The following is an 18,879-nucleotide window of genomic DNA, read 5'->3' as shown; positions in this document are numbered from 1 at the left end:
CGGCGCTCTCGTTCACCGTCGGCTCCGGGCGGGATCGGCGAGTTGGGCGGTGGCCGCGACGACGCAGCCGACGACGAGGGTGACGAAGGCGACGCGCGCGTCCCAGAGCGTGGCGGTCACCGCGATGGCCAGGAAGCGCACGGGCTGGGGGAAGTCCGCGATCCGGCGCAGAGGCGGGGGGACGGGACGGTCGGCGCGGCCGTCGGTTCCGGTGTCGGCGCCACCAGCGGCGCGGCCGTCGGTCCGGTTCCCGGCGGAGGCCCCGTCCGGGGAGACGCCGTTCGGGGAGGCCCCTTCCTCGGAGCTTCCGCACAAGGGGCCCCCGTACCTGACGGCACCGTTCACCTCAGCCCCGTTCACACGGATTCCGTTCACCGCGGGCCCGTTCACGGCCGTTCCGTTCGCGGAGGCTCCGGCGGGGGCACGGGCCGGGCGCGAGCCGCCCGTTGGGCCGTCCACCACAGTGGCGCCGAACAGCCGCGCGGTCAGTCCGGGGTCGCTGGTGCGGGGCCCCTGGGGCGGGCGGGGCGCCAGACCCCCCAGGAGGCCGCCAGCGGGTCGCTGGGCGGGCGGCGGGGGTCTCCTTCGACCCGGCCCCTGCCCCGGGAGGGCCGGAGCGGACCCGGACGCCAGGAGCGACTCCCGCAGGGCCAGGGCGACCAGCGCGCCCGCGGCCCACCCCCAGGCCCCGCCGGCCCCGGCGGCCACGGCGCCCGCCGCCAGGCCGAGGTAGACCGCGTACTCGCGCAGCTGCGACAGCATCGCCACGAGCCACAGCGTGAGGGCGTCGCGCCGGTCGGCCCGCATGCGCTCGCGGACCGCGTCGCAGAACAGGACCGCGCCGAGGAAGGCCGAGCCCGCCAGACCGCCGACCGTGTCGGCCCGGGAGAACCAGACCGCCGCGCCGACGGCTCCCAGGACGCTGATCCGGGCCACCCCGGCGCGGGTGACGTGTCTGCGTTCGAGCATCCGCGCGGCCAGCCGCGCCACGGTGCCGCTGTGGGCCATGGACGTGTCCCCTCCCAGCTCTGCTGAGAGACACCGTTCCTCACTCCGTGTAACGGTTCAATCACTGACACACGCGCGGGTCGCCGTGGCGCGGCGGGGCGGCGCGGAACCCTGTCCGGACATGTGGCGACACGCGAGACGCGCACCACCGGACAGGACTCCGGTGGTGCGCGTCAGTGCGTCGGTGCGCTCGGGGGGAGGGCCGGTCGGGCCCGGACGGTTCTCAGGCGGCCTGGCCGCCGTCGCCGTCGGCTCCGCCGCCGTTGTCGGCCTCGGCGGCCTTCCTGGCCTTCTCCTCCGCGCGCTTCTTCTTGTCCGCGTCGCGCTTCTTGCGCTCGTCGATCTCGGCCTGGGTGTCGTCGTTGTAGGCGGCGAGCGCGGCGTCGATGTCGGTGTCCAGGGCGAGCCCGCCGCCCTTGACGTAGAGCCCGCGGTTGCAGAACCGGCGCAGGTCCTTCTCGTTGTGCGACACCAGGACCATCGTGCGCTGGTTGGCCAGCATGCGGTCGATGGCCTCGTAGCACTTGCGCTTGAAGGCCTTGTCGCCGACCGCGAGCACCTCGTCGACCAGCATGATCGGGTGCTCCAGCTGGGAGATCAGCGCGAAGCCGAGCCGCACCTTCATACCGCTGGAGTAGTGGCGCACCGGGGTGTCCACGAACTTGGACTTGATCTCGGCGAAGTCGACGATCTCGTCGAAGCGCTCGTCGATCTGCTTCTCGGTCATCCCGTGCAGGGAACCGACGAGGTACACGTTCTCGCGGCCGGTCAGGTTGTCGTTGAACCCGGCGCGCAGCTCCAGCAGCGGGGCCACCTTGCCGTGGACGTGCACCTCGCCCTCGTCGGGGATGAGCACCCCGGCGATCAGCTTGAGCAGGGTCGACTTGCCGGTGCCGTTCTTGCCCACGATGCCCACGCACTCGCCGCGTCCGATGTCGAACGTGACGTCGCGCAGCGGCCAGAACTCGTCGCCCTCGGCGTTGGGGTCGCGCTTGCTGCCGTGGATGAACATCTCGCGCAGGCTGCGCTTGCGTCGGCGGTTCACGGCGAACTTGACGCCGAGGTTCTTGGCCTCGATGACCGGCCCGGTGGTGGTCCCGGCGCCGTAGGTCGTGTGCGCCATCACAGCTCCTTCAGGACGGACATCTCCAGACGACGGAACGTCCAGTATCCGATGATCAGCATGAGGATCGAACCGACCACCGACGAGGTCAACGCGAGAGTGCTCGGGGTGAGTTCCTCGAACCCGGCGAACCACACGGCACGGTGCATCTCGAAGATACCCAGCAGCGGGTTGAGCTGGAAGAGTGTCCTCGCCCACTCGGGGACGCTGTCCTCGGTGAGCACCATCGCGGCCGGGAAGAGGATCGCCGAACCGTAGAACAGGATGCGGGAGGCGATGCGCACCAGGCGCTCGACGTCGCGCAGCAGCACGTTGACCGCGGACAGGAAGAGGGTGAGACCCAGCCCGAAGACGAACTGGAGCACGATGGCCAGCGGCAGCCACACCAGCACGCCCTCCCACGAGGGCCTGCCACCGAGGAAGATCACGAAGAGGATCAGCACGGGCCAGGTGAGCAGGTACTCGACCAGCTTCGTGCCGACCGTGGCGATGGGGAAGATCTCCCGCGGCACCTTCATGGTGGTGATCAGCTTGGCGTGCGTGATCATCGCCCGGGGGGCCTCGGACATGATCGCCCCGAAGGTGTTCCAGGGCAGGATCCCCGCCACCAGGAACAGCAGGAAGCCACCTTGTTCATGGGCCTCCGGCGGCATACCCCGGTCCGCTTTGAGGATGAGGCCGAAGACGACGAAGTAGACCATCGTCAGAGCCAGCGGCTCCAACATCGTCCACGCGTACCCCAGTACGGACTGCTGGTACTTGACCTTCAGGTCGCGCCGGACCAGGAGGCCGACGACCTTCCGGTGCTCCCAGACGGCCAGCGCCCTTGACGCCACCGCCACCTCCAAGGGTTGATGTCTCGTCCGGTCCACGCTGAGGCCGGACGGGCGTGCTCGTACTCGCCTGTGCGCACCGGCCGGGATACGCGGTCCACCCCGTACGGCGTACCGAAACGGGGGAGCGTGTCCGGGCGACCGGGGGATGTCACGGACCGCGCCCGGTTCAACGACCGCTTCCGGGAGGAGGTCGGCACCGGGCACGCCATACAGGCGTCCATAGGTTACCGCTGCGAACGACGGGCTGTGCCACCCCACCTGTCACCAATGCGCATTTTGTACCTTCGCCCAGGGAGGTCGGGAATGGTCCGCGGAGGGTGGAGTGCCTTGTGGGGCGGGGCGCCGCGTCGGGCGGAGGCGCCGTCGGGCTGGGGCGCCGGACCGGGTGCCGAACCCGACAGAAGTGGTGTTGTGGGTCGGGCGGGGCGGGTGGGGCGAAGGCGCGGCGGGCCGTCGGCTAGCCTCGGCCGGGAGCGCACCGGACCGCACCGGACCGCGGAGGGCGCGGGACCGCGGGCAGCAGGGTGTCGTCGGCAGCACGGTGTCGGCGGGTCCGGAGGAAACCGCGCGCGGAGCGCGTCCGTTGAGGGTGGTGGAGGGCGGCGGATGGGATCCCCGTACATCCAGGAGGCCCGAACGCGACCGGGCGCACCAGGGGCATCAGGCCGCTGTGGACGGCGGCCGTGGACGACGGAAGAGGTGGAGCCATGCGTCCGCGCGTGATCGCGGCGGTTCTGGCCGGAGGGGTGGGCGCGCGGATGGGCGCGCCCGCGCCCAAGCAGCTGCTGCCCCTGGAGGGTCGGCCCATCCTGGAGCACGCGATCGCCGCCTTCGAGACGTGCCCGGACGTCGACGAGATCGTCGTGCTCATGGTCGAGGAGTACCTGGACCGGGTCCGGGGAATCGTCGACGCGGCCGGGTTCACCAAGGTCACCGCCGTCCTCCCCGGCGGCGCGACCCGCACCGGCACCTCCCTCGCCGCCCTGGCCGCGATGGGCGGCGCCGCCGACACCGACCTGGCGCTGCTGCACGACGCCGCGCGCCCGCTCGTGAGCCCGACCACCATCAGCGCGTGCGTGGCTGCGCTGGAGGAGGCGGGCGCGGTCGGGGTGGCGGTGCCCAGCGCCGACACCGTGGTGCGGGCGGCGCCCGGCCGCTCCGGCGGCGAGGTGATCGCGCAGGTCCCCCCGCGCGCGGAGCTGCGCAGGATGCAGACCCCGCAGGGCTTCCGGCTCGGTGTGCTCCGACGCGCCTACGAGCTGGCCGCGGCCGACCCGGACCTGGTGGCCACCGACGACTGCGGCGTGGTGCTGCGGTACCTGCCGGAGGAGGAGGTGCGCATCGTGCCGGGCGAGGAGACGAACATCAAGGTGACGAACCCGGGCGACGTGGAGATCGCCGAGACGCTGCTGCGCCGCGAACGCGAGCGGGCCGCCCTGTCGGGGGCGGACGCGTGAGCAGGGTCTTCGAGGCGACCGAGGTGGTCGGGCACCGCGGCGCGGGGCGCGGCGTGGTGGACGGCGTCCGGGAGAACACGGCGGAGTCCTACGCCGCGGCGGCGCGGGCCGGGGCGCACTGGGTCGAGATCGACGTGCGCCGCACCGCCGACGACGCGCTGGTCCTCCACCACAACGCCGCCCTGGACGACGGCCGCGCGATCGTGGAGCTGACCGCTCGCGAGTGCGCCGAGGCCGGCCTGGCCGGCCTGGAGGAGGGCCTGGCCGCGATCCCGGCCGGGGTGGGCCTGGACGTGGACGTCAAGTCGGTGATGGAGGACGCGGTCGACGCGCCCTCGCGCCGGACGGTCTCGCTCCTCCTGCCGTACCTGCGCAGGGAGGCCGGACGCCGCCGGGTGTTCGTCTGCTCCTTCGACCCGGGCGTCCTGCTCGCCGTCCGCGAGGAGGTTCCGTCGGTGCCCACGGCGTGGATGCCGTTCGTGCGCAATCCACTGGACCAGGCCGTGGCGGGCGCCGCCGGGATGGGGTGCCCGGTGGTGGCGATCGACGCGCGCTCGTTCGGGCTGTCCGGCGACGCCCCCCGGCCCGGCCGCCGGTCGGTGGAGTACACCGTGGACCTGGCGCACCGGGCGGGGATCGAGGTCGTCTCCTGGTGCCCGGATCCGGTGGACGCGGCGCGGTTCGCCGAGGCTGGCATGGACGCGGTCGTGGTGGACGACGTCCCCGGGACGGTGTCCGCGCTCAAGGGCGGCGCTTCCGGCGGGCCCTGAGCCGGACCGCGCCCCGCCGACAGGATCACACCGGCGGGGCCCGGGGCCGGGCGGACGCCTCAGATCCGGCCGAGGAGTTCGGCCTTCTTGGCGGAGAACTCCTCGTCGGTGAGCAGTCCCCTGGCGTGCAGCTCGCCCAGTCGCTCGATCTGCCGGAAGATCCACTCGGTGTCGGGGAGCCCGGCCGCCTCCCCGGGAGCGGCCCCCGTCCGCGGCCCGGCCTCCGTTCCGGTTGCCGGTCGCGTACCGGGTCCGGCGTCCTCCGTGCCCGCGTCCGTGCCCGTGTCCGGGGCCGCGGGTCCCGCCGTCAGCCCCCGCAGCTGGTCCGTCGACCGCACCGCCGCGTCCAGCCACCACCGCGGGTCCCTGAGCCTGGCGGCGACGCCGCGCCCCTCCGGGCCGCCGGGCCCCGGTGCCGCCGCGGCCCACACGTGGGCGGTGATCGCCGCGGCCATGAGCAGGGTGTCGTAGCCCTGCGCGCCCTCGTCGGCGACGAGGGCGTGCAGGTCCTGCTTGGGTTTCCCGGCGTCCTTGCCGGCGTCGGCGGTGACCAGGCGCATGTAGCCCCACTCCCAGCCGTCGGAGGGCGCCCAGTCCACGCCGGTGATCTCGGAGAGGTCGTACTCACGGCGCTGCGCCCTGCGCTTGCGCCCGCCCGCCTCGCCGCCGGACCAGACCAGGCGCACGGTGGAACCGTCCAGGGTCGCGGTGCCCTCGGAGGTCTGGATGTGGAAGGGCAGGCGGGGCACCAGGAGGGCGGCCGTGTCGGGGGCGGGCGGCCCGCTCTGCCCGGCGGCGAACCGGATCTGGTCGGCCAGGTACTCGGCGACCAGTTCGCCGCTGGCCTGGCCGGTGAGCCGGAAGGGCTGGGACTTCTCCTTGAGCATCGCGCCGACCGCCGCGTAGGGGTCGGTCCGCTCGTGCAGGCGCAGCTGCAGCACCCATCCCTTCCTGCGGCCCGCGCCGGGTTGGAAGTCGACCTCGGCGATCGCGGCCACGGGGAGTTCGATCTGGCCGATCCGTTTGAGCAGGGGGTCCTTGAACCAGCCCTGGGCCTCGTACCTGATCGCGACCGTCTCACCGTCGAACCGCCACACGGCCTGGTCACCGCGCAAGTCGTCCATGAGGCCCACTTTCCGTTCCCTGTCCCTCTTCCCCCTGCTTAGCAGAAGGCCCCCTCCCGCACGAGAGAGGGCCGGGGACCGGAAACGGCCGGGGGAGGGCGCTTCAGGCCCGGGCGGCCTGCGCCGTGCGCGAGTCCGAGCCGAGTCCGGGCGGGCTGGTGATGAACCCGGCGCCCCACGACATGTGCATGGTGGCCAGCGCGAACGGGATCATCGGCAGGCTGGCGGCGGGCAGGCCGCGGCCGAGCGGCACCGAAGCGGCGGTGACCAGCGCCAGGTAGGCGGCCGGGACCAGGAACAGCGGCCAGAGGAAGAAGCCGCCGACCAGACCGACGACCACACCGGTCAGGGCGAGGGGCGGGGCCAGGTAGCGCAGGTTGATGGTGCCCTTGTGCTGGCGGGAGACCACCCTGCGCCAGCGGCCGTAGTGGAAGTACTGCTTGGCGAGCAGGCGCGCGTTGCGCCGGGGGCGGTAGGAGACCCGCATGCGCGGCTGGAACCACACCGTGCCGCCGGTGGTGCGGATGCGGTGGTTCATCTCCCAGTCCTGGGCCCGCAGGAACGCCTCGTCGTATCCGCCGACCCGCTCCAGCGCCGAACGCCGGAAGACGCCCAGGTACACGGTGTCCGCCGGGCCGCCCTCGCCTCCGGTGTGGAAGCGCGCGTTGCCCACGCCCACCTTGGAGGTCATGGCGGCGGCCACCGCCCTCTCCCAGGGGGTCGTGCCCTCGGCGGCCATGATCCCGCCGACGTTGTCGGCGCCGGTCTCGCGGAGCGTCTCCACGGCCACCCGCAGGTAGTCCGAGGGCATCATGGCGTGCCCGTCGATGCGGGCGACGATGTCGTGCGAGGAGGCCCCGATGGCGGCGTTGAGCCCGGAGGGGGTCCTCCCCGTGGGGTTGTCCACCACCTTGACGCGCGGGTCCGCGGCGGCGATCCCGTCGGCGACCTCGCGGGTGCGGTCCGAGGAGGGTCCGACCCCGAGCACGACCTCCAGTTCGCCCGGGTAGTCCTGGGCGAGGACGTGCTCCACCGCGGCGGCGAGGTGGCGCTCTTCGTTGAGTACGGGCATGACGACGGAGACAGGCGGCCAGGACACGGGCACTTCCCAGGGTCAAGACGTGTCGGGACTGCGTAGGAGCGTGTCGTACGCGCGTCAACGGTACTGCACGCCCGCGGCGGCCCCGGCCCGGCGCGAGCCCGCCGGGCCGGGGCCGCGGTGCCTCAGCCCTGGTTCCTCACGGGCCTGCCCTCGGCGTCCTTGAACGAGCCGACGATGATCATGATCAGGTCGATGAGCGTCCAGACGCCGACACCGCCGCAGGTGACGATCATCAGGATGCCGGTACCGATCTTGCCCGTGTAGAAGCGGTGGACGCCGATCGTGCCCAGGAACAGGCAGAGCAGGAGGGCCACGAGCCAGTTCCTGCTGGAGACGGCCTCGGGGTAGGGGTAGGTCACTGGAACTCCGTGCTGCGAGAGGGATGTGGTGAGGGGGGCGGTGCGCGGCGGTCGCACCCCGCGCGGACCCGCTTCCGGACACGGCGGGGCCGCGTTCGGCCGCGGACCGGGCCAGGTCATGAGCGGACCCGGCGTGACCGGGCCCGACGTGACCGGGCCAGGACATTGTCACCGCGCCGGACCGCGATTTCGGTCACGTGGTGGTACCGGATACGGATCAGGATGGCACCGTTCGCACCGAACCTCCGCGCAGTTCACGGCGTCACAACAAGGAGACGGACAGGCAAAGGGGAGGACAACACGCCGGGGGTCGACATCCCGCGCGCTTCGGCGAATCGGGTGACAACCTAGAGATAAGGACACCGTTGACCGGTTGGGACGGGGACGCCGATGAGCGATGACAGGGCGGGACGGCACGGGCCCGCGGAGGAGTTCCGCCGCCAGCGCTCCCAGCCCCTCCCGCCCGAGCGATCCCCCAGGTCAGGACGGGTGACCGTGCCCAGCGCCGCCACCCGTCGGCGCCGCACCGGCCTGCTGGTGATGAGCGCGCTGTCGGCACTGGTCCTGCTCGCCTCGGGCACCTCGTGGGCGCTCACCGGATGGATGTCGGGGGCCCTGAACCGGTTCGACGTGTTCGGCGGCCTGTCCGAGGAGGGCCGTCCCGAGCAGACCGGCGGCCTGACCTTCCTGGTGATCGGCTCCGACAACCGGGACGATATGAGCGCGGAGGCCCAGGAGGACCTGAGCGTGGGCTCCACCCCGGGCCAGCGCTCCGACAGCATGATGATGGTGCGGCTCAACCACGACCGCGACCAGCTCACCGTCGTCGGCATCCCCCGGGACCTGTGGGTGGACGTCCCCGGCCAGGGCCCCGACAAGATCAACGCCGCCTACGCCCACGGCGGCCCGCAGCTGGCCGTGCGGACCGTGGAGTCGGTGACCGACGTGCGCATCGACCACTACGTCGAGGTGGACTTCAACGGCTTCGTGGACGTGGTGGACGCCCTGGGCGGCATCGAGGTGTGCCTGCCCGAGGCGATCCACGACCCCAAGGCCCAGCTGGACATGGAGGCGGGCACGCACCGGGTGGACGGGACCGAGGCCCTGGCCTTCTCCCGCACCCGCGCCACCTCGCGCGGCGACCTGGACCGGATCGAGCGCCAGCAGCAGGTCCTGTCCGCCATGCTCGACCAGGCGATGAGCACCGAGACGCTCTCCGATCCGGCCAAACTGACCGACTTCCTGGACAGCGCCCTGTCGTCGGTGACCGTGGACCAGGGACTGGACACCAGCACCATCAACGAGCTCGCGTACCAGATGCGCGACCTGGACATGGGCGAGGTCACCTTCACGCAGGTGCCCATCGCCGACATGGAGTACTGGACGCCGCGCGGCGACGTCGCCGTGCTGTGGGACGAGCCCGCCGCCCGCGACCTGTTCGCCGCGGTCCGTGCCGACCGGCCCGTCGACGAGTCCCCCGAGGAGGAGTCGCGGGCCGGGTCCGAACTCCGGCCCGGTGACATCCGGGTCCAGGTCTTCAACGGGATCGGTACCGCCGGACTGGGCGCGCAGCTGGACGCCGACCTGGCCGCGGCCGGGTTCCAGGTGACCTCCCCCGCGCAGGACTGGAGCAGCCTCGACGTCGCCACCACCCAGGTGCGCCACGGACCGGACGACGCGGCCGCGGCCGAGTACGTGGCCGGGATGATGCCGGGCTCCCGGACGGTCGAGGACACCGCCCTGGACGATGGGCTCCAGATCGTGATCGGATTCGACTACACGGCGTTCGAGGCCCCGCAGACCGCGGACGCCACCCCGGAGGAGGAGCCCTCGGCCGGAGAGGAGTCCGGCTCGGTCTCGACCGCGCAGGAGAACGTCTGCGGGTGACGCGAGGGAAGGATTCACCGTGCTGCACCACTTGGCAGGCCTGCTCGGCGGCGTCGCCCTGGCCCCCGTGCTGTGGGTCGCCGCGGCCTGGTCGTCCGGCCTGCTCCCCCGGTTCGCCGAGGGTGAGGTGACCGTGGCGACGGTGTCGTCGGCGGTGGTGCTGGGGCTGCTGGGGGCCGTGTGCGCCTACCTGGTGGCGTCCCGGCTGTCGCCGCTGGTGGCCGGGGCCAGCGGGGCGCTGCTCACCGCGTTGAGCCTGTGGCCGGTCGCGCACCCCGGGTCCATGGAGGCGGCGCTGTCCTGGCTGAACGAGGACAGTTCCCTCTACCCCTCCGGGGCGGGCCTGGCCGTGGCGCTGCCGCTGGGGACGCTGCTGCTCTTCTCCGCCGCGATGCCCGTCCGGTGGCGTGCCGCGGGCGACGGGGCCCTGCCCTCCGACGGCCGGGTCGTGGCCCGCGCCAGCCGGGAGGAGTACCGGCGCGGAGCGGTCGGCGACACGGTCCCGGACGCGGTCCCCGACCTTCCGGCCCCGGCACGCCTCGCTGACGACCCCGACGCCGGGTCCGGCGGTGGACTGGGCGGCGACCCCGGCGGCTTCGAGGACGACCCGGACAGGACGACCACGCCCTTCCGCCGCGGTGAGAACGGCGCCGGGTGGACCCCCCTGGACAGGAGCGGGCGCGGGCCGAGATTCGGTCGCCGACGCTGAACGCGCCCCTGTGGCCGATACGCCGGACCCACCGGTAACCTGAGCGCCTGACTGTTCACGCGGCGTTCGGTCGTGCGCCACACCCCGGCGCGTAAGGTGATGCATCGCGCCCCGGGCACACCCGTAGGCTGAACAATGTCCGTTTTCTGCCCTCAAGCAGGGTGTTGACCGCCTCCAGCGGGCACAACCAGCGAAACGGGAGCGGACGAAAGCGAGGAAGGACACCACCAGTGGTCGAAGCGGACCGTATGCGCGTCTCCGTCATCGGTACCGGGTACCTGGGTGCCACCACCGCGGCCTGCCTGGCCGAGATGGGGTTCGAGGTCCTGGGACTCGACGTCGACGAGGCCAAGATCGACATGCTCCGCTCCGGCAGGGTCCCCTTCTTCGAGCCCGGGCTCGAAGAGCTGCTCACCGCGAACCTGGGGACCGGCCGCCTGCACTTCACGACCTCCTTCGCCGAGGCCGCGGAGTTCGCCGACCTGCACCTGATCTGCGTGGGCACGCCGCAGCGCGACGACTCCGGCGCGGCCGACCTGCGCTACGTCAACGCCGCGGTGGACCAGCTGGCCCCGCACCTGACCCGCCCCACCGTGGTCGTGGGCCGCTCCACCGTTCCCGTGGGCACCGCGGCGACCCTGGCCGCGCGGCTGTCCGCGCTGGCCCCCGCCGGCGAGGAGGCCGAGCTGGGGTGGAGCCCGGAGTTCCTGCGCGAGGGCTTCGGGGTGGAGGACACCCTGCACCCGAACCGGATCGTGATCGGCACCGACTCCCCCCGGGTCGAGAAGGCCGTGCGCGCCCTGTGGCAGCGCCAGATCGACGACGGCGTCCCCTTCCTGCTGACCGACCTCCAGACCGCCGAACTGGTCAAGGTGTCGGCCAACGCCTTCCTGGCCACGAAGATCTCCTTCATCAACGCCATGGCGGAGGTGTCGGAGGTGGCCGGGGCCGACGTCATCCAGCTGGCCGAGGCGCTGTCCTACGACGACCGCATCGGCGGCAAGTTCCTCGGTCCGGGCCTGGGCTTCGGTGGCGGCTGCCTGCCCAAGGACATCCGCGCGTTCATGGCGCGCGCCGACGAGCTGGGCGTGGAGCCCGCGCTGTCCTTCCTGCGCGAGGTGGACGCGATCAACCAGCGCCGCCGCGCGCGCACCATCGACATCGCCCGCCAGCTGATCGGCGGGAGCTTCGCCGGTCGCACGGTGACCGTTCTGGGCGCGGCGTTCAAACCCAACTCCGACGACATCCGCGACTCGCCCGCCCTGGACGTGGCCTCCACCATCGCCTCCCTGGGCGCCCAGGTGACGGTGTACGACCCGCAGGCCCTGGAGCGGGCGCGCGAGGCGCACCCGGAGCTGAACTACGCCGACTCCATGCTGGCGGCGGCGCGCGGCGCCGACGTGGTGCTGCTGCTCACCGAGTGGGCGGAGTTCCGCGAGGCCAACCCGGAGGAGCTGGCCGGGGTGGTGGCCCGCAAGCGCATCGTGGACGGGCGCAACGCGCTCGACCCCACGTACTGGCGCGCCTCGGGCTGGACCTACCGGGCGCTGGGCCGCCAGTAGCCCCTCCCCCCTCGCCACGCACGACGGCCGGACCCGCGCGGGTCCGGCCGTCCGCCTTTTCGGCCGGAACCCCGGTCGTGACGCAACGGCCATGATTGACTTCACTCCGTAGTTGCCCGAGTGCGCCCGGCACCGTGCCGGGCGTCCGAGGACGGACGGAGTCCCACCCGTGAAGCTTTCCGTGACGGTCGGCACCGCGCTGGCCCTGCTCCTGGCGGCCCAGCCCGCCCATGCGGCGCCCGCGCCGCCCGCGCCGTCGGCTCCCCTCGCACCGCAGGAGACAGGGTGTCCGGTGCTCGACCCGCCGCCGAGCGAGGAGGACCTGGAGCGGTACCTGTGCGGCGACCGCCGCCTCGGCCCCGCCGACCTGCCCGAGGACGGACCGGTCGGCGCGCTGCTGGAGGGGTACGAGCGGCTCGGCGGTCTCACCCCCGTCGCGTTCCTGGACCGCTGGGCCACACCCGAGGGCTGGGACTACCCCGACCACATGGGCTTCGTGGTGGAGGACGGCGAGCCGGTGACCGAGCTGCGGGTCCTGCCCGAGGGGTGGATGCTGGACCGTTTCGGGTCCCCGCGCGGCACGTTCCTGGCCCCGGCGGGGGCGCGGTACGAGGAGCGCGCCCTACCGCCGGACTCGCTGAACACATGGCCGGACGGGCCCGAGCACAACTACAACTGCTACGAGGTGACCGAGGAGTTCACCGCCCTGGTCGGACCGATCGCCCCGCACTTCGAGCAGCCCGGCGGCGGCGAGCAGGTGCTCGTCCCCGCCGAGGGGGTCGTGGAGGCACCCGAGGCGGAGTACGCCTCGGTCAGTCAGCTCATGGAGGGCGGCCACCTGGAGCAGCGCCCGGCCGGGGAGTGCGTCCTGGCCGAGGGCTTCGCCGGCTACCTCGACACCGCCCCGAGGTGAACGGGCGCCGGCGCGTACGGCGGCCCGGTCACGGTCGGGCCGGTGCGTCGTCGGCCGGGGCCGGCGCGCCGGACTCCTCACCGGTCCCGGGGGGCAGCTCGCGCAGGGCGACGGCGACCAGGAGCGCGACCGCGGCCAGGACGCCCGCGCCGATGAGGGCGGCGGTGCTGACCCCGGTCGTGTAGGCGGTGAAGGCCGCGTCGACCAGGGCTCCGGGGTCCTGCGCCCCCGGGGCGGCGGCCAGGGCGCCGGTGACGGTCTCGGCCGCGGCCCCGCCCACCGAGGGCAGCTCGTCCGCCACGGACGTGCGGTAGACGGTGGCGGCCGCGGTCCCCAGGACCGCGATGCCCAGGGCGGCGCCGAACTCGGTGCTGGTCTCGGAGATCCCCGCGGCGGCACCGGCGCGCTCGCGGGGCGCCGTGGCCAGGACCAGCGTGTTGGCCAGGGTCGCGACGACCCCGACTCCGCAGGTCAGCAGGGTGTAGCCGCCGAGGAACACCGCCAGGTGCGTGTCGGTGTCCACCAGGCCCACGACCGCGAACCCCGCCGCGCTGAGGATCAGCCCTGCCGCCATGAGCGCGCCGGGGCGGACCCGGGGCCCGGCCGCGCCGGCCAGGGTCGCCCCCAGGACGGTGCCCAGGAGCGTCGGCAGCCCCCACAGGGCCGCGTGGAGCGGGCTCAGACCGTGCACGGTCTGGAGGAAGGTGAAGGTCAGGAGCCCCATCCCCCCGGCGGCGAAGGCCACGACGGTGTTGCCGCTGACCGCGGCGGCGAACGCGGGGCGGGCGAAGAGCGAGACGTCCATCAGCGGGTGCGCGGCGCGGCGCTGCCGCAGCACGAACAGCGCCAGGAGGACCGCCCCGACCGCCAGGGCGGTGAGGGCGTGGAGGTCGGTCCCGTGCTCGGCCAGGCGTTTGACCGCGTGGACCAGGCCGAGGACGGCGGCGAGCGAGAGGACCGCGCCCGGCAGGTCGAAGCCGGGCGCCCGCGGGTCACGTGACTCGGGGACGAGCAGGGGCGCGGCGACCACCAGCACGACCATGAACGGCAGGTTGACGAGGAAGACCGAGCCCCACCAGAAGAACTCCAGGAGCAGTCCGCCGAGGATCGGCCCGGCGACCGCGCCGCCGGTGAAGGCGACGGTCCAGGCGCCGACCGCCGTGCCGCGCTGCCGGGGGTCGGTGAACATGTCGCGGACCAGGGAGAGCGTGGAGGGGGCCAGGGTCGCCCCGGCCGCGCCCAGCAGGACCCGCCCGGCGATGAACAGCTCCGCCGTGGGCGCCAGCGCCAGCAGCACGGACGCGGCGCCGAAGAGCACCCCGCCGGTGAGCAGCAGCCGCCTGCGGCCGATCCGGTCGCCCAGGCTTCCCATGGTGACGAGCAGTCCGGCCAGTACGAAGCCGTAGACGTCCATCATCCACAGCCACTGCGAGGAGGTGGGCTGGAGCGCCTCGGCGATGGCGGGCGCGGCGACGAAGAGCACCGAGATGTCCATGGACACCAGCAGCGCCGGGATGAGCAGGCAGACCAGTCCGGCCCACGTACGGGCGGTGGCACGTTGAGGGTTCATGGCCGTGATCGTACGTACGTCAAAATCGGGTGTCAATATGTACGTACGTTCAAATGCTAGGATCGCGGGCATGAGCCAACGTGAAGACCTGCTGGCGGGTGCCAGGAAGTGCCTGGTGGAGAAGGGCTACGGCAAGACCACGGCGCGCGACATCGCCGCCGCGTCCGGGGCGCACCTGGCCTCCATCGGGTACCACTTCGGGTCCAAGGACAACCTGATGAACACGGCCGTGATCGAGGCGACCGGTGAGTGGGGCGACGTCTTCGAGGCCGCCGTCAGCGCCTCGCGCGCCGAGGCCCCGCCCGACCGGCTGCGCGTCCTGCTCGACGCGCTCTTCCGGGCCCTGCCCGAGGAGCGCGACCTGCTCGTCGCCAGTGTCCAGGCCTACGCACAGGCCCAGTTCGACGACGGTGTCCGCACCGTCCTGGCCGAGGGCCTCCGGGACGCCCGCAGGGGGCTGGCCGCGCTCCTGCTCGACCTGGACCCCGGGGAGGTCGACCCCTCCGTCGAGGCCGGGCTGGGCTCCATGGCCTACAACTTCGTCACCGGCTACCTCGTCCAGTACCTCATCGACCCCGAGGCGCTGCCGACCGTGGACCAGGCGGTCGAGGGGCTGCGCGTCCTCCTGCCCGCCGAGGACTGAGCGGGCACGCGAGGGCCCCGGCACCCGCGGACGGGTACCGGGGCCGTTCGGGCGTCGGCGGGGCCCTGGAGGCGTCGGCGGGCTAGCGGCCGAAGCCGGTGGGCCTGCCCCCGCTCTCCACCTCGCGGCGCAGCCGCTCGCCCTTGGCGTGGGCCTGCTCCTTCAGCTCCTCCTGGAAGCGGGCCATCCGCTCGGCGAGCGCGGGGTCGCCGGCCGCCAGGATGCGCACCGCCAGCAGACCCGCGTTGCGGGCCGCGCCCACGGCCACGGTCGCCACCGGCACCCCGGCGGGCATCTGCACGATGGACAGCAGCGAGTCCATGCCGTCGAGGTACTTGAGCGGCACCGGGACGCCCACCACCGGCAGGGTCGTCACCGAGGCCAGCATGCCCGGCAGGTGGGCCGCCCCGCCCGCACCGGCGATGACCACCTTCAGGCCGCGACCGGCGGCCTCGGCTCCGTAGGAGATCATCTCGTGCGGCATGCGGTGCGCCGAGACCACGTCGGCCTCGAAGGGGACGTCGAACTCGCGCAGGGCCTCGGCCGCCTCCCGCATCACCGGCCAGTCGGAGTCCGAGCCCATCACGATGCCCACCACGGGGCCCCTCGCGTCCCGCCCGTTGGCGCTGTCGATCACTGTTCGTCTCCTCGCAGGTAGGCGGCGGCGTCTCGCGCGCGCGCCAGCAGGTCCCGGTAGTCCTCACCCATCACGGTGACGTGCCCGATCTTGCGGCCCGGACGCACGTCCTTGCCGTAGAAGTGCACCTTCACCTCGGGGTCCTTCGCCATCACGTGCAGGTAGCGGCGGTAGACCTCGGGGTCCTCACCGCCCAGCAGGTTGGCCATGACGGTGTAGGGCGCGTTGGTGCGCGGCGAGCCCAGCGGCAGGTTCAGCACGGCCCTCAGGTGCTGCTCGAACTGGGAGGTCCGCGCGCCCTCGATGCTCCAGTGGCCGGAGTTGTGCGGGCGCATGGCCAGCTCGTTGACGACCACGCCGTCGGCGGTCTCGAACAGCTCCACGGCCAGGACCCCGGTCACGTCCAGTGCCTGGGCGATCTCGATGGCCAGCTGCTGGGCGCGGGTGGCCTTGTCCTCGGACAGGCCCGGGGCGGGGGCGATCACCTCGTGGCAGATGCCGCCGCGCTGCACGGTCTCCACGACCGGATAGACCGCGACCTGCCCGTGCGGGGAGCGGGCGACCTGCACGGCGAGCTCGCGCGAGAAGTCCACCTTCTCCTCGACCAGGAGCGGCACCTCCTCGGCGGCGGCGCGGTCCACGACCCCGCGCGCCTCGTCGGCGCCGCCGACGACCCACACGCCCTTGCCGTCGTAGCCGCCGCGGGCGGCCTTGAGCACGACCGGCCACCCGGTCTCCCCGGCGAAGGCGGTGACGTGCTCCAGGGTGGTGACGGCCCGCCAGCGCGGCGAAGGCGCGTCCAGCTCGGCCATGCGGGTACGCATGCGCAGTTTGTCCTGGGCGAAGCGCAGCGCGTCGCGGCCCGGGCGCAGCAGGCCCCCGGCCTCCTCGACCGCGCGCAGGACGGGCTCGGGCACGTGCTCGTGGTCGAAGGTGACGACGTCGTGGGCCTTGGCGAAGGCCAGGACGTCGTCGAGGCCGCGGTCGTCGCCAAGGGAGACGTCACCGCACACCAGCGCGGCGCTGTCGGTGGGGCTGGCCGCCAGTACCGAGAAGTCGACCCCCAGGGCGATGCCCGCCTGGTGGGTCATCCGGGAGAGTTGGCCCCCTCCCACCATTCCCACGCGCGGGACGGTGCGGTTACGCTCGCTCACAGTTCCTCAACTCACATGCTGCTCGTCAACCGCGGTGACGGGACGGCCCCGCGCGGCGGGACCTGGCCGGATCGGCTCGGAACCCGCGGCCGGGGTCCTGGTGCGACCCCCGGCTAGAGTCTAGGGCGTGCGAACGCGGCGGTCCCAGGCCCCCGCCGCCCCCGGTCGGCGGCCCGGCCGAGACGGGTCCGCGCGGAGGCGGGCCCGACCATCCCGACCACAGGACCGGAGGCGCAGACCGTGCGGAACTTCCTCTCCCGCCACCCCAGGATCGCCAAGCTCGTCCGGGAGGTGGGAAAGTTCGGCTCCGTGGGTGCCGTGGCCTACGTGGTGCAGCTGGGGACGACCAACCTGCTGTGGAGCGCGGCCGGGGCGGGTCCTCTCACCGGGCAGGTGGTCGGGACGCTGTGCTCGATCGCGGTGGCGTTCGTCGGCAACCGGTTCTGGACCTTCGGCGACCGGGCCCGGACCGGCTACGGCCGCGAGACCGCGCTGTTCCTGCTGATGAACGGCGTCGGGATGCTCCTCCAGCTGGCCTGCCTGGGCTTCTCGGTGTACGTGCTGGGGTTCGACGGCCCGCTCGCGAGCAACATCGCGGGCAACGTGGTGGGGGTGGGCCTGGGCACGCTCTTCCGGTTCTTCTCCTACCGCGCGTGGGTGTTCCCCGAGCGGAGCGGCGACCCGGTCCGCGGGCACGCGGAGGCCCCCGCCGGCGAGCCGGTCGCCCGGCCCGGGGTCCGAGGCCTCTAACGCGTCGCGGCCGCGCTCCTGCGCCGCACCCCGCGGCGGCCGGCCAGCCACACCACCGCCAGCACGTACAGCCCCACCTGGATCAGGGACAGCACCAGCACCAGCGGTGTGCCCGCTCCCAGGGGCAGGCCCGAGCCGACCATGACCCCCGTGCCGATCTGCTCCATGCGGCCCTCGAACACGCACAGCGTGAACTGCACGAGGCTGTTGACCACGTGCAGGCCGATCGCCGCCTCCAGACCGCCCGTGCGCAGGGTCAGCCAGGACATCCCCAGCCCCATCACCGCGAGCGCCGCGGTGGTCCACGGGTCGCCCGGGTGCGTGGCCAGGTACAGCGCCGCGAACAGGGTTCCGCTGGCCAGGACGGCCAGGCCCGGGGAGCGCAGGACCCGCGAGACCGCGGACCCGCCGCGCCGCTCGTCGGAGCGGGCGCCGAGCGCGCCCACCAGCTGCATGAGCATGCCGCGCAGGGTCAGCTCCTCGGCCGCCGACTGCAACGGCACCAGCAGCACGATGACGGTCATCGCCGCGGCGAACACCTCGGTTCCGCCGGAGGCCCCCCGGGGCACCAGGTCGGGCCGGAGGAGTTCGGCCAGCGGCAGGAAGGCCACGACGCACAGGGCGACCGGGACGATCGCCACCGCCGTGCAGCGGACCAGCCAGCCCCAGCGCATCCGCCCCTCGACGGAGAACAGGGAACCGATCCGGCGCCACTGCACGACGCGGACCAGGAAGAGGACGATGGGGATGAACAGCGCCGACGCCAGGAGTCCGAAGGCCATCTCGGCGATCACGCTCAGGGTGACCGAGTCCGGGGCCAGCCCGCTGCCGTTGATGATCGCCACGATCGTCACCGACAGGATGATGGCCATCCACAGGAAGAAGACCAGGACCGCGAGGACGGCCAGGGTGAGCGGCGTGAACCACCAGCGGAAGCGGGACGTCCGGCCCAGCCTGTGGTAGGACTCGTCCTCGGGGAGTTCCGCGCGGGCGAAGTGGTTCCTGCGCACCGGTCTCGGCGGCGGCCAGGCCCACACGTCCGGGTCGGCGGCGGCCACGGCGTAGCCCCCGGGCGGCGTCAGCCTCCCCCCTCCGGGAGGATCCGCCCAGGTCTGCTCCTGTGTGTAGGCCCCGGCAGCCCGCCCCTCCGGCCCCTCGGGCGCGGCGGGCCAGGACGAACCAGGCGGTGGCGGCACATTTCCCATCGTGCGCCGAGACTACTATCCGGGCATGTATTGCCAGCGTTAAGGCCACGCCGTTATCGCCTGGTCACGA

General features: G+C 73.2%; 18 protein-coding genes. 8 read left to right on the top strand and 10 right to left on the bottom strand.

Annotated features, from left to right (window positions below; genetic code table 11):
- Positions 1-12: 12 nt before the first annotated feature.
- From HGB44_RS06860 to HGB44_RS06850, 3 genes are all read right to left on the bottom strand, one after another.
- Positions 13-1,008: a hypothetical protein gene (locus HGB44_RS06860; RefSeq protein ID WP_061082194.1), complete on the bottom strand. Its 996-nt coding sequence runs from the start codon at positions 1,006-1,008 to the stop codon at positions 13-15.
- A 223-nt stretch (positions 1,009-1,231) separates the two neighbouring features.
- Entirely contained in the window at positions 1,232-2,131 is a 900-nt protein-coding gene (locus HGB44_RS06855) for an ABC transporter ATP-binding protein (RefSeq protein ID WP_061082193.1), read from the bottom strand.
- Positions 2,131-2,979, bottom strand: a complete 849-nt coding sequence (locus tag HGB44_RS06850; protein WP_061082192.1) for an ABC transporter permease — start codon at positions 2,977-2,979, stop codon at positions 2,131-2,133. The genes HGB44_RS06855 and HGB44_RS06850 overlap by 1 nt, the downstream gene beginning before the upstream one ends.
- 695 nt (positions 2,980-3,674) lie before the next feature.
- Here HGB44_RS06850 and HGB44_RS06845 point away from each other — a divergent pair.
- Both HGB44_RS06845 and HGB44_RS06840 read left to right on the top strand, forming a co-directional pair.
- Positions 3,675-4,424 carry an IspD/TarI family cytidylyltransferase gene (locus HGB44_RS06845; protein ID WP_061082191.1) on the top strand — a complete coding sequence of 250 codons (750 nt, stop codon included), beginning with the start codon at positions 3,675-3,677 and terminating at the stop codon, positions 4,422-4,424.
- Positions 4,421-5,194 carry a glycerophosphodiester phosphodiesterase gene (locus HGB44_RS06840; RefSeq protein WP_061082190.1) on the top strand — a complete coding sequence of 258 codons (774 nt, stop codon included), beginning with the start codon at positions 4,421-4,423 and terminating at the stop codon, positions 5,192-5,194. Before HGB44_RS06845 ends, HGB44_RS06840 begins: the two co-directional genes overlap by 4 nt.
- Positions 5,195-5,253: 59 nt before the next feature.
- Here the strand turns inward: HGB44_RS06840 and HGB44_RS06835 are convergent, their stop codons facing one another.
- The 3 genes from HGB44_RS06835 to HGB44_RS32395 form a co-directional block, all read right to left on the bottom strand.
- Entirely contained in the window at positions 5,254-6,318 is a 1,065-nt protein-coding gene (locus tag HGB44_RS06835) for a DUF4429 domain-containing protein (protein WP_061082189.1), read from the bottom strand.
- A 103-nt stretch (positions 6,319-6,421) separates the two neighbouring features.
- Positions 6,422-7,417, bottom strand: coding sequence for a glycosyltransferase family 2 protein (locus HGB44_RS06830; RefSeq protein ID WP_082768507.1), 996 nt, complete (start codon positions 7,415-7,417; stop codon positions 6,422-6,424).
- 125 nt (positions 7,418-7,542) lie between these two features.
- Positions 7,543-7,779: a TM2 domain-containing protein gene (locus HGB44_RS32395; RefSeq protein ID WP_061082188.1), complete on the bottom strand. Its 237-nt coding sequence runs from the start codon at positions 7,777-7,779 to the stop codon at positions 7,543-7,545.
- A gap of 390 nt (positions 7,780-8,169) precedes the next feature.
- Between HGB44_RS32395 and HGB44_RS06820 the strand changes: the two genes are divergently transcribed.
- The 4 genes from HGB44_RS06820 to HGB44_RS06805 all read left to right on the top strand — a co-directional run bounded on the left by HGB44_RS06820 (position 8,170) and on the right by HGB44_RS06805 (position 12,850).
- Positions 8,170-9,666 carry an LCP family protein gene (locus HGB44_RS06820; protein ID WP_061082187.1) on the top strand — a complete coding sequence of 499 codons (1,497 nt, stop codon included), beginning with the start codon at positions 8,170-8,172 and terminating at the stop codon, positions 9,664-9,666.
- A gap of 19 nt (positions 9,667-9,685) precedes the next feature.
- Positions 9,686-10,375, top strand: a complete 690-nt coding sequence (locus tag HGB44_RS06815; protein WP_061082186.1) for a hypothetical protein — start codon at positions 9,686-9,688, stop codon at positions 10,373-10,375.
- A 230-nt stretch (positions 10,376-10,605) separates the two neighbouring features.
- Positions 10,606-11,937: a UDP-glucose dehydrogenase family protein gene (locus HGB44_RS06810; RefSeq protein ID WP_061082185.1), complete on the top strand. Its 1,332-nt coding sequence runs from the start codon at positions 10,606-10,608 to the stop codon at positions 11,935-11,937.
- 169 nt (positions 11,938-12,106) lie between these two features.
- Entirely contained in the window at positions 12,107-12,850 is a 744-nt protein-coding gene (locus HGB44_RS06805) for a TNT domain-containing protein (protein ID WP_061082184.1), read from the top strand.
- A gap of 28 nt (positions 12,851-12,878) precedes the next feature.
- Here the strand turns inward: HGB44_RS06805 and HGB44_RS06800 are convergent, their stop codons facing one another.
- Positions 12,879-14,420, bottom strand: a complete 1,542-nt coding sequence (locus HGB44_RS06800) for an MFS transporter (RefSeq protein WP_061082183.1) — start codon at positions 14,418-14,420, stop codon at positions 12,879-12,881.
- 70 nt (positions 14,421-14,490) lie between these two features.
- Between HGB44_RS06800 and HGB44_RS06795 the strand changes: the two genes are divergently transcribed.
- Entirely contained in the window at positions 14,491-15,063 is a 573-nt protein-coding gene (locus tag HGB44_RS06795; protein ID WP_061082182.1) for a TetR/AcrR family transcriptional regulator, read from the top strand.
- Positions 15,064-15,145: 82 nt separating this feature from the next.
- On the opposite strand, the gene purE is transcribed toward HGB44_RS06795, so the two are convergent.
- Positions 15,146-15,700, bottom strand: a complete 555-nt coding sequence (gene purE, locus HGB44_RS06790) for a 5-(carboxyamino)imidazole ribonucleotide mutase (RefSeq protein WP_231972547.1) — start codon at positions 15,698-15,700, stop codon at positions 15,146-15,148.
- On the bottom strand, positions 15,697-16,854 hold the full coding sequence (locus HGB44_RS06785; protein WP_082768506.1) for a 5-(carboxyamino)imidazole ribonucleotide synthase: 1,158 nt from the start codon (positions 16,852-16,854) through the stop codon (positions 15,697-15,699). Before HGB44_RS06785 ends, purE begins: the two co-directional genes overlap by 4 nt.
- A gap of 240 nt (positions 16,855-17,094) precedes the next feature.
- Between HGB44_RS06785 and HGB44_RS06780 the strand changes: the two genes are divergently transcribed.
- Entirely contained in the window at positions 17,095-17,604 is a 510-nt protein-coding gene (locus tag HGB44_RS06780; protein WP_061082181.1) for a GtrA family protein, read from the top strand.
- Here the strand turns inward: HGB44_RS06780 and HGB44_RS06775 are convergent.
- A complete protein-coding gene (locus tag HGB44_RS06775; protein WP_231972550.1) occupies positions 17,601-18,662 on the bottom strand; it encodes a CPBP family intramembrane glutamic endopeptidase in 1,062 nt (353 codons plus the stop codon). The genes HGB44_RS06780 and HGB44_RS06775 overlap by 4 nt on opposite strands.
- Between the last annotated feature and the right edge of the window lie 217 nt (positions 18,663-18,879).

Source organism: Nocardiopsis alborubida, assembly GCF_012396365.1.
GTDB classification, from domain to species: Bacteria; Actinomycetota; Actinomycetes; order Streptosporangiales; family Streptosporangiaceae; genus Nocardiopsis; species Nocardiopsis alborubida.
This window is presented reverse-complemented; position numbering and strand designations above follow the sequence as displayed.

What these genes read in the sequence shown, in the direction of transcription:
- HGB44_RS06795 (WP_061082182.1), top strand. Translation starts at nt 14,491, where the DNA reads ATGAGCCAACGTGAAGACCTGCTGGCGGGTGCCAGGAAGTGCCTGGTG.
- HGB44_RS06855 (WP_061082193.1), bottom strand. Translation starts at nt 2,131, where the DNA reads ATGGCGCACACGACCTACGGCGCCGGGACCACCACCGGGCCGGTCATC.
- HGB44_RS06820 (WP_061082187.1), top strand. Translation starts at nt 8,170, where the DNA reads ATGAGCGATGACAGGGCGGGACGGCACGGGCCCGCGGAGGAGTTCCGC.
- HGB44_RS06860 (WP_061082194.1), bottom strand. Translation starts at nt 1,008, where the DNA reads ATGGCCCACAGCGGCACCGTGGCGCGGCTGGCCGCGCGGATGCTCGAA.
- HGB44_RS06835 (WP_061082189.1), bottom strand. Translation starts at nt 6,318, where the DNA reads ATGGACGACTTGCGCGGTGACCAGGCCGTGTGGCGGTTCGACGGTGAG.
- HGB44_RS06800 (WP_061082183.1), bottom strand. Translation starts at nt 14,420, where the DNA reads ATGAACCCTCAACGTGCCACCGCCCGTACGTGGGCCGGACTGGTCTGC.
- HGB44_RS06845 (WP_061082191.1), top strand. Translation starts at nt 3,675, where the DNA reads ATGCGTCCGCGCGTGATCGCGGCGGTTCTGGCCGGAGGGGTGGGCGCG.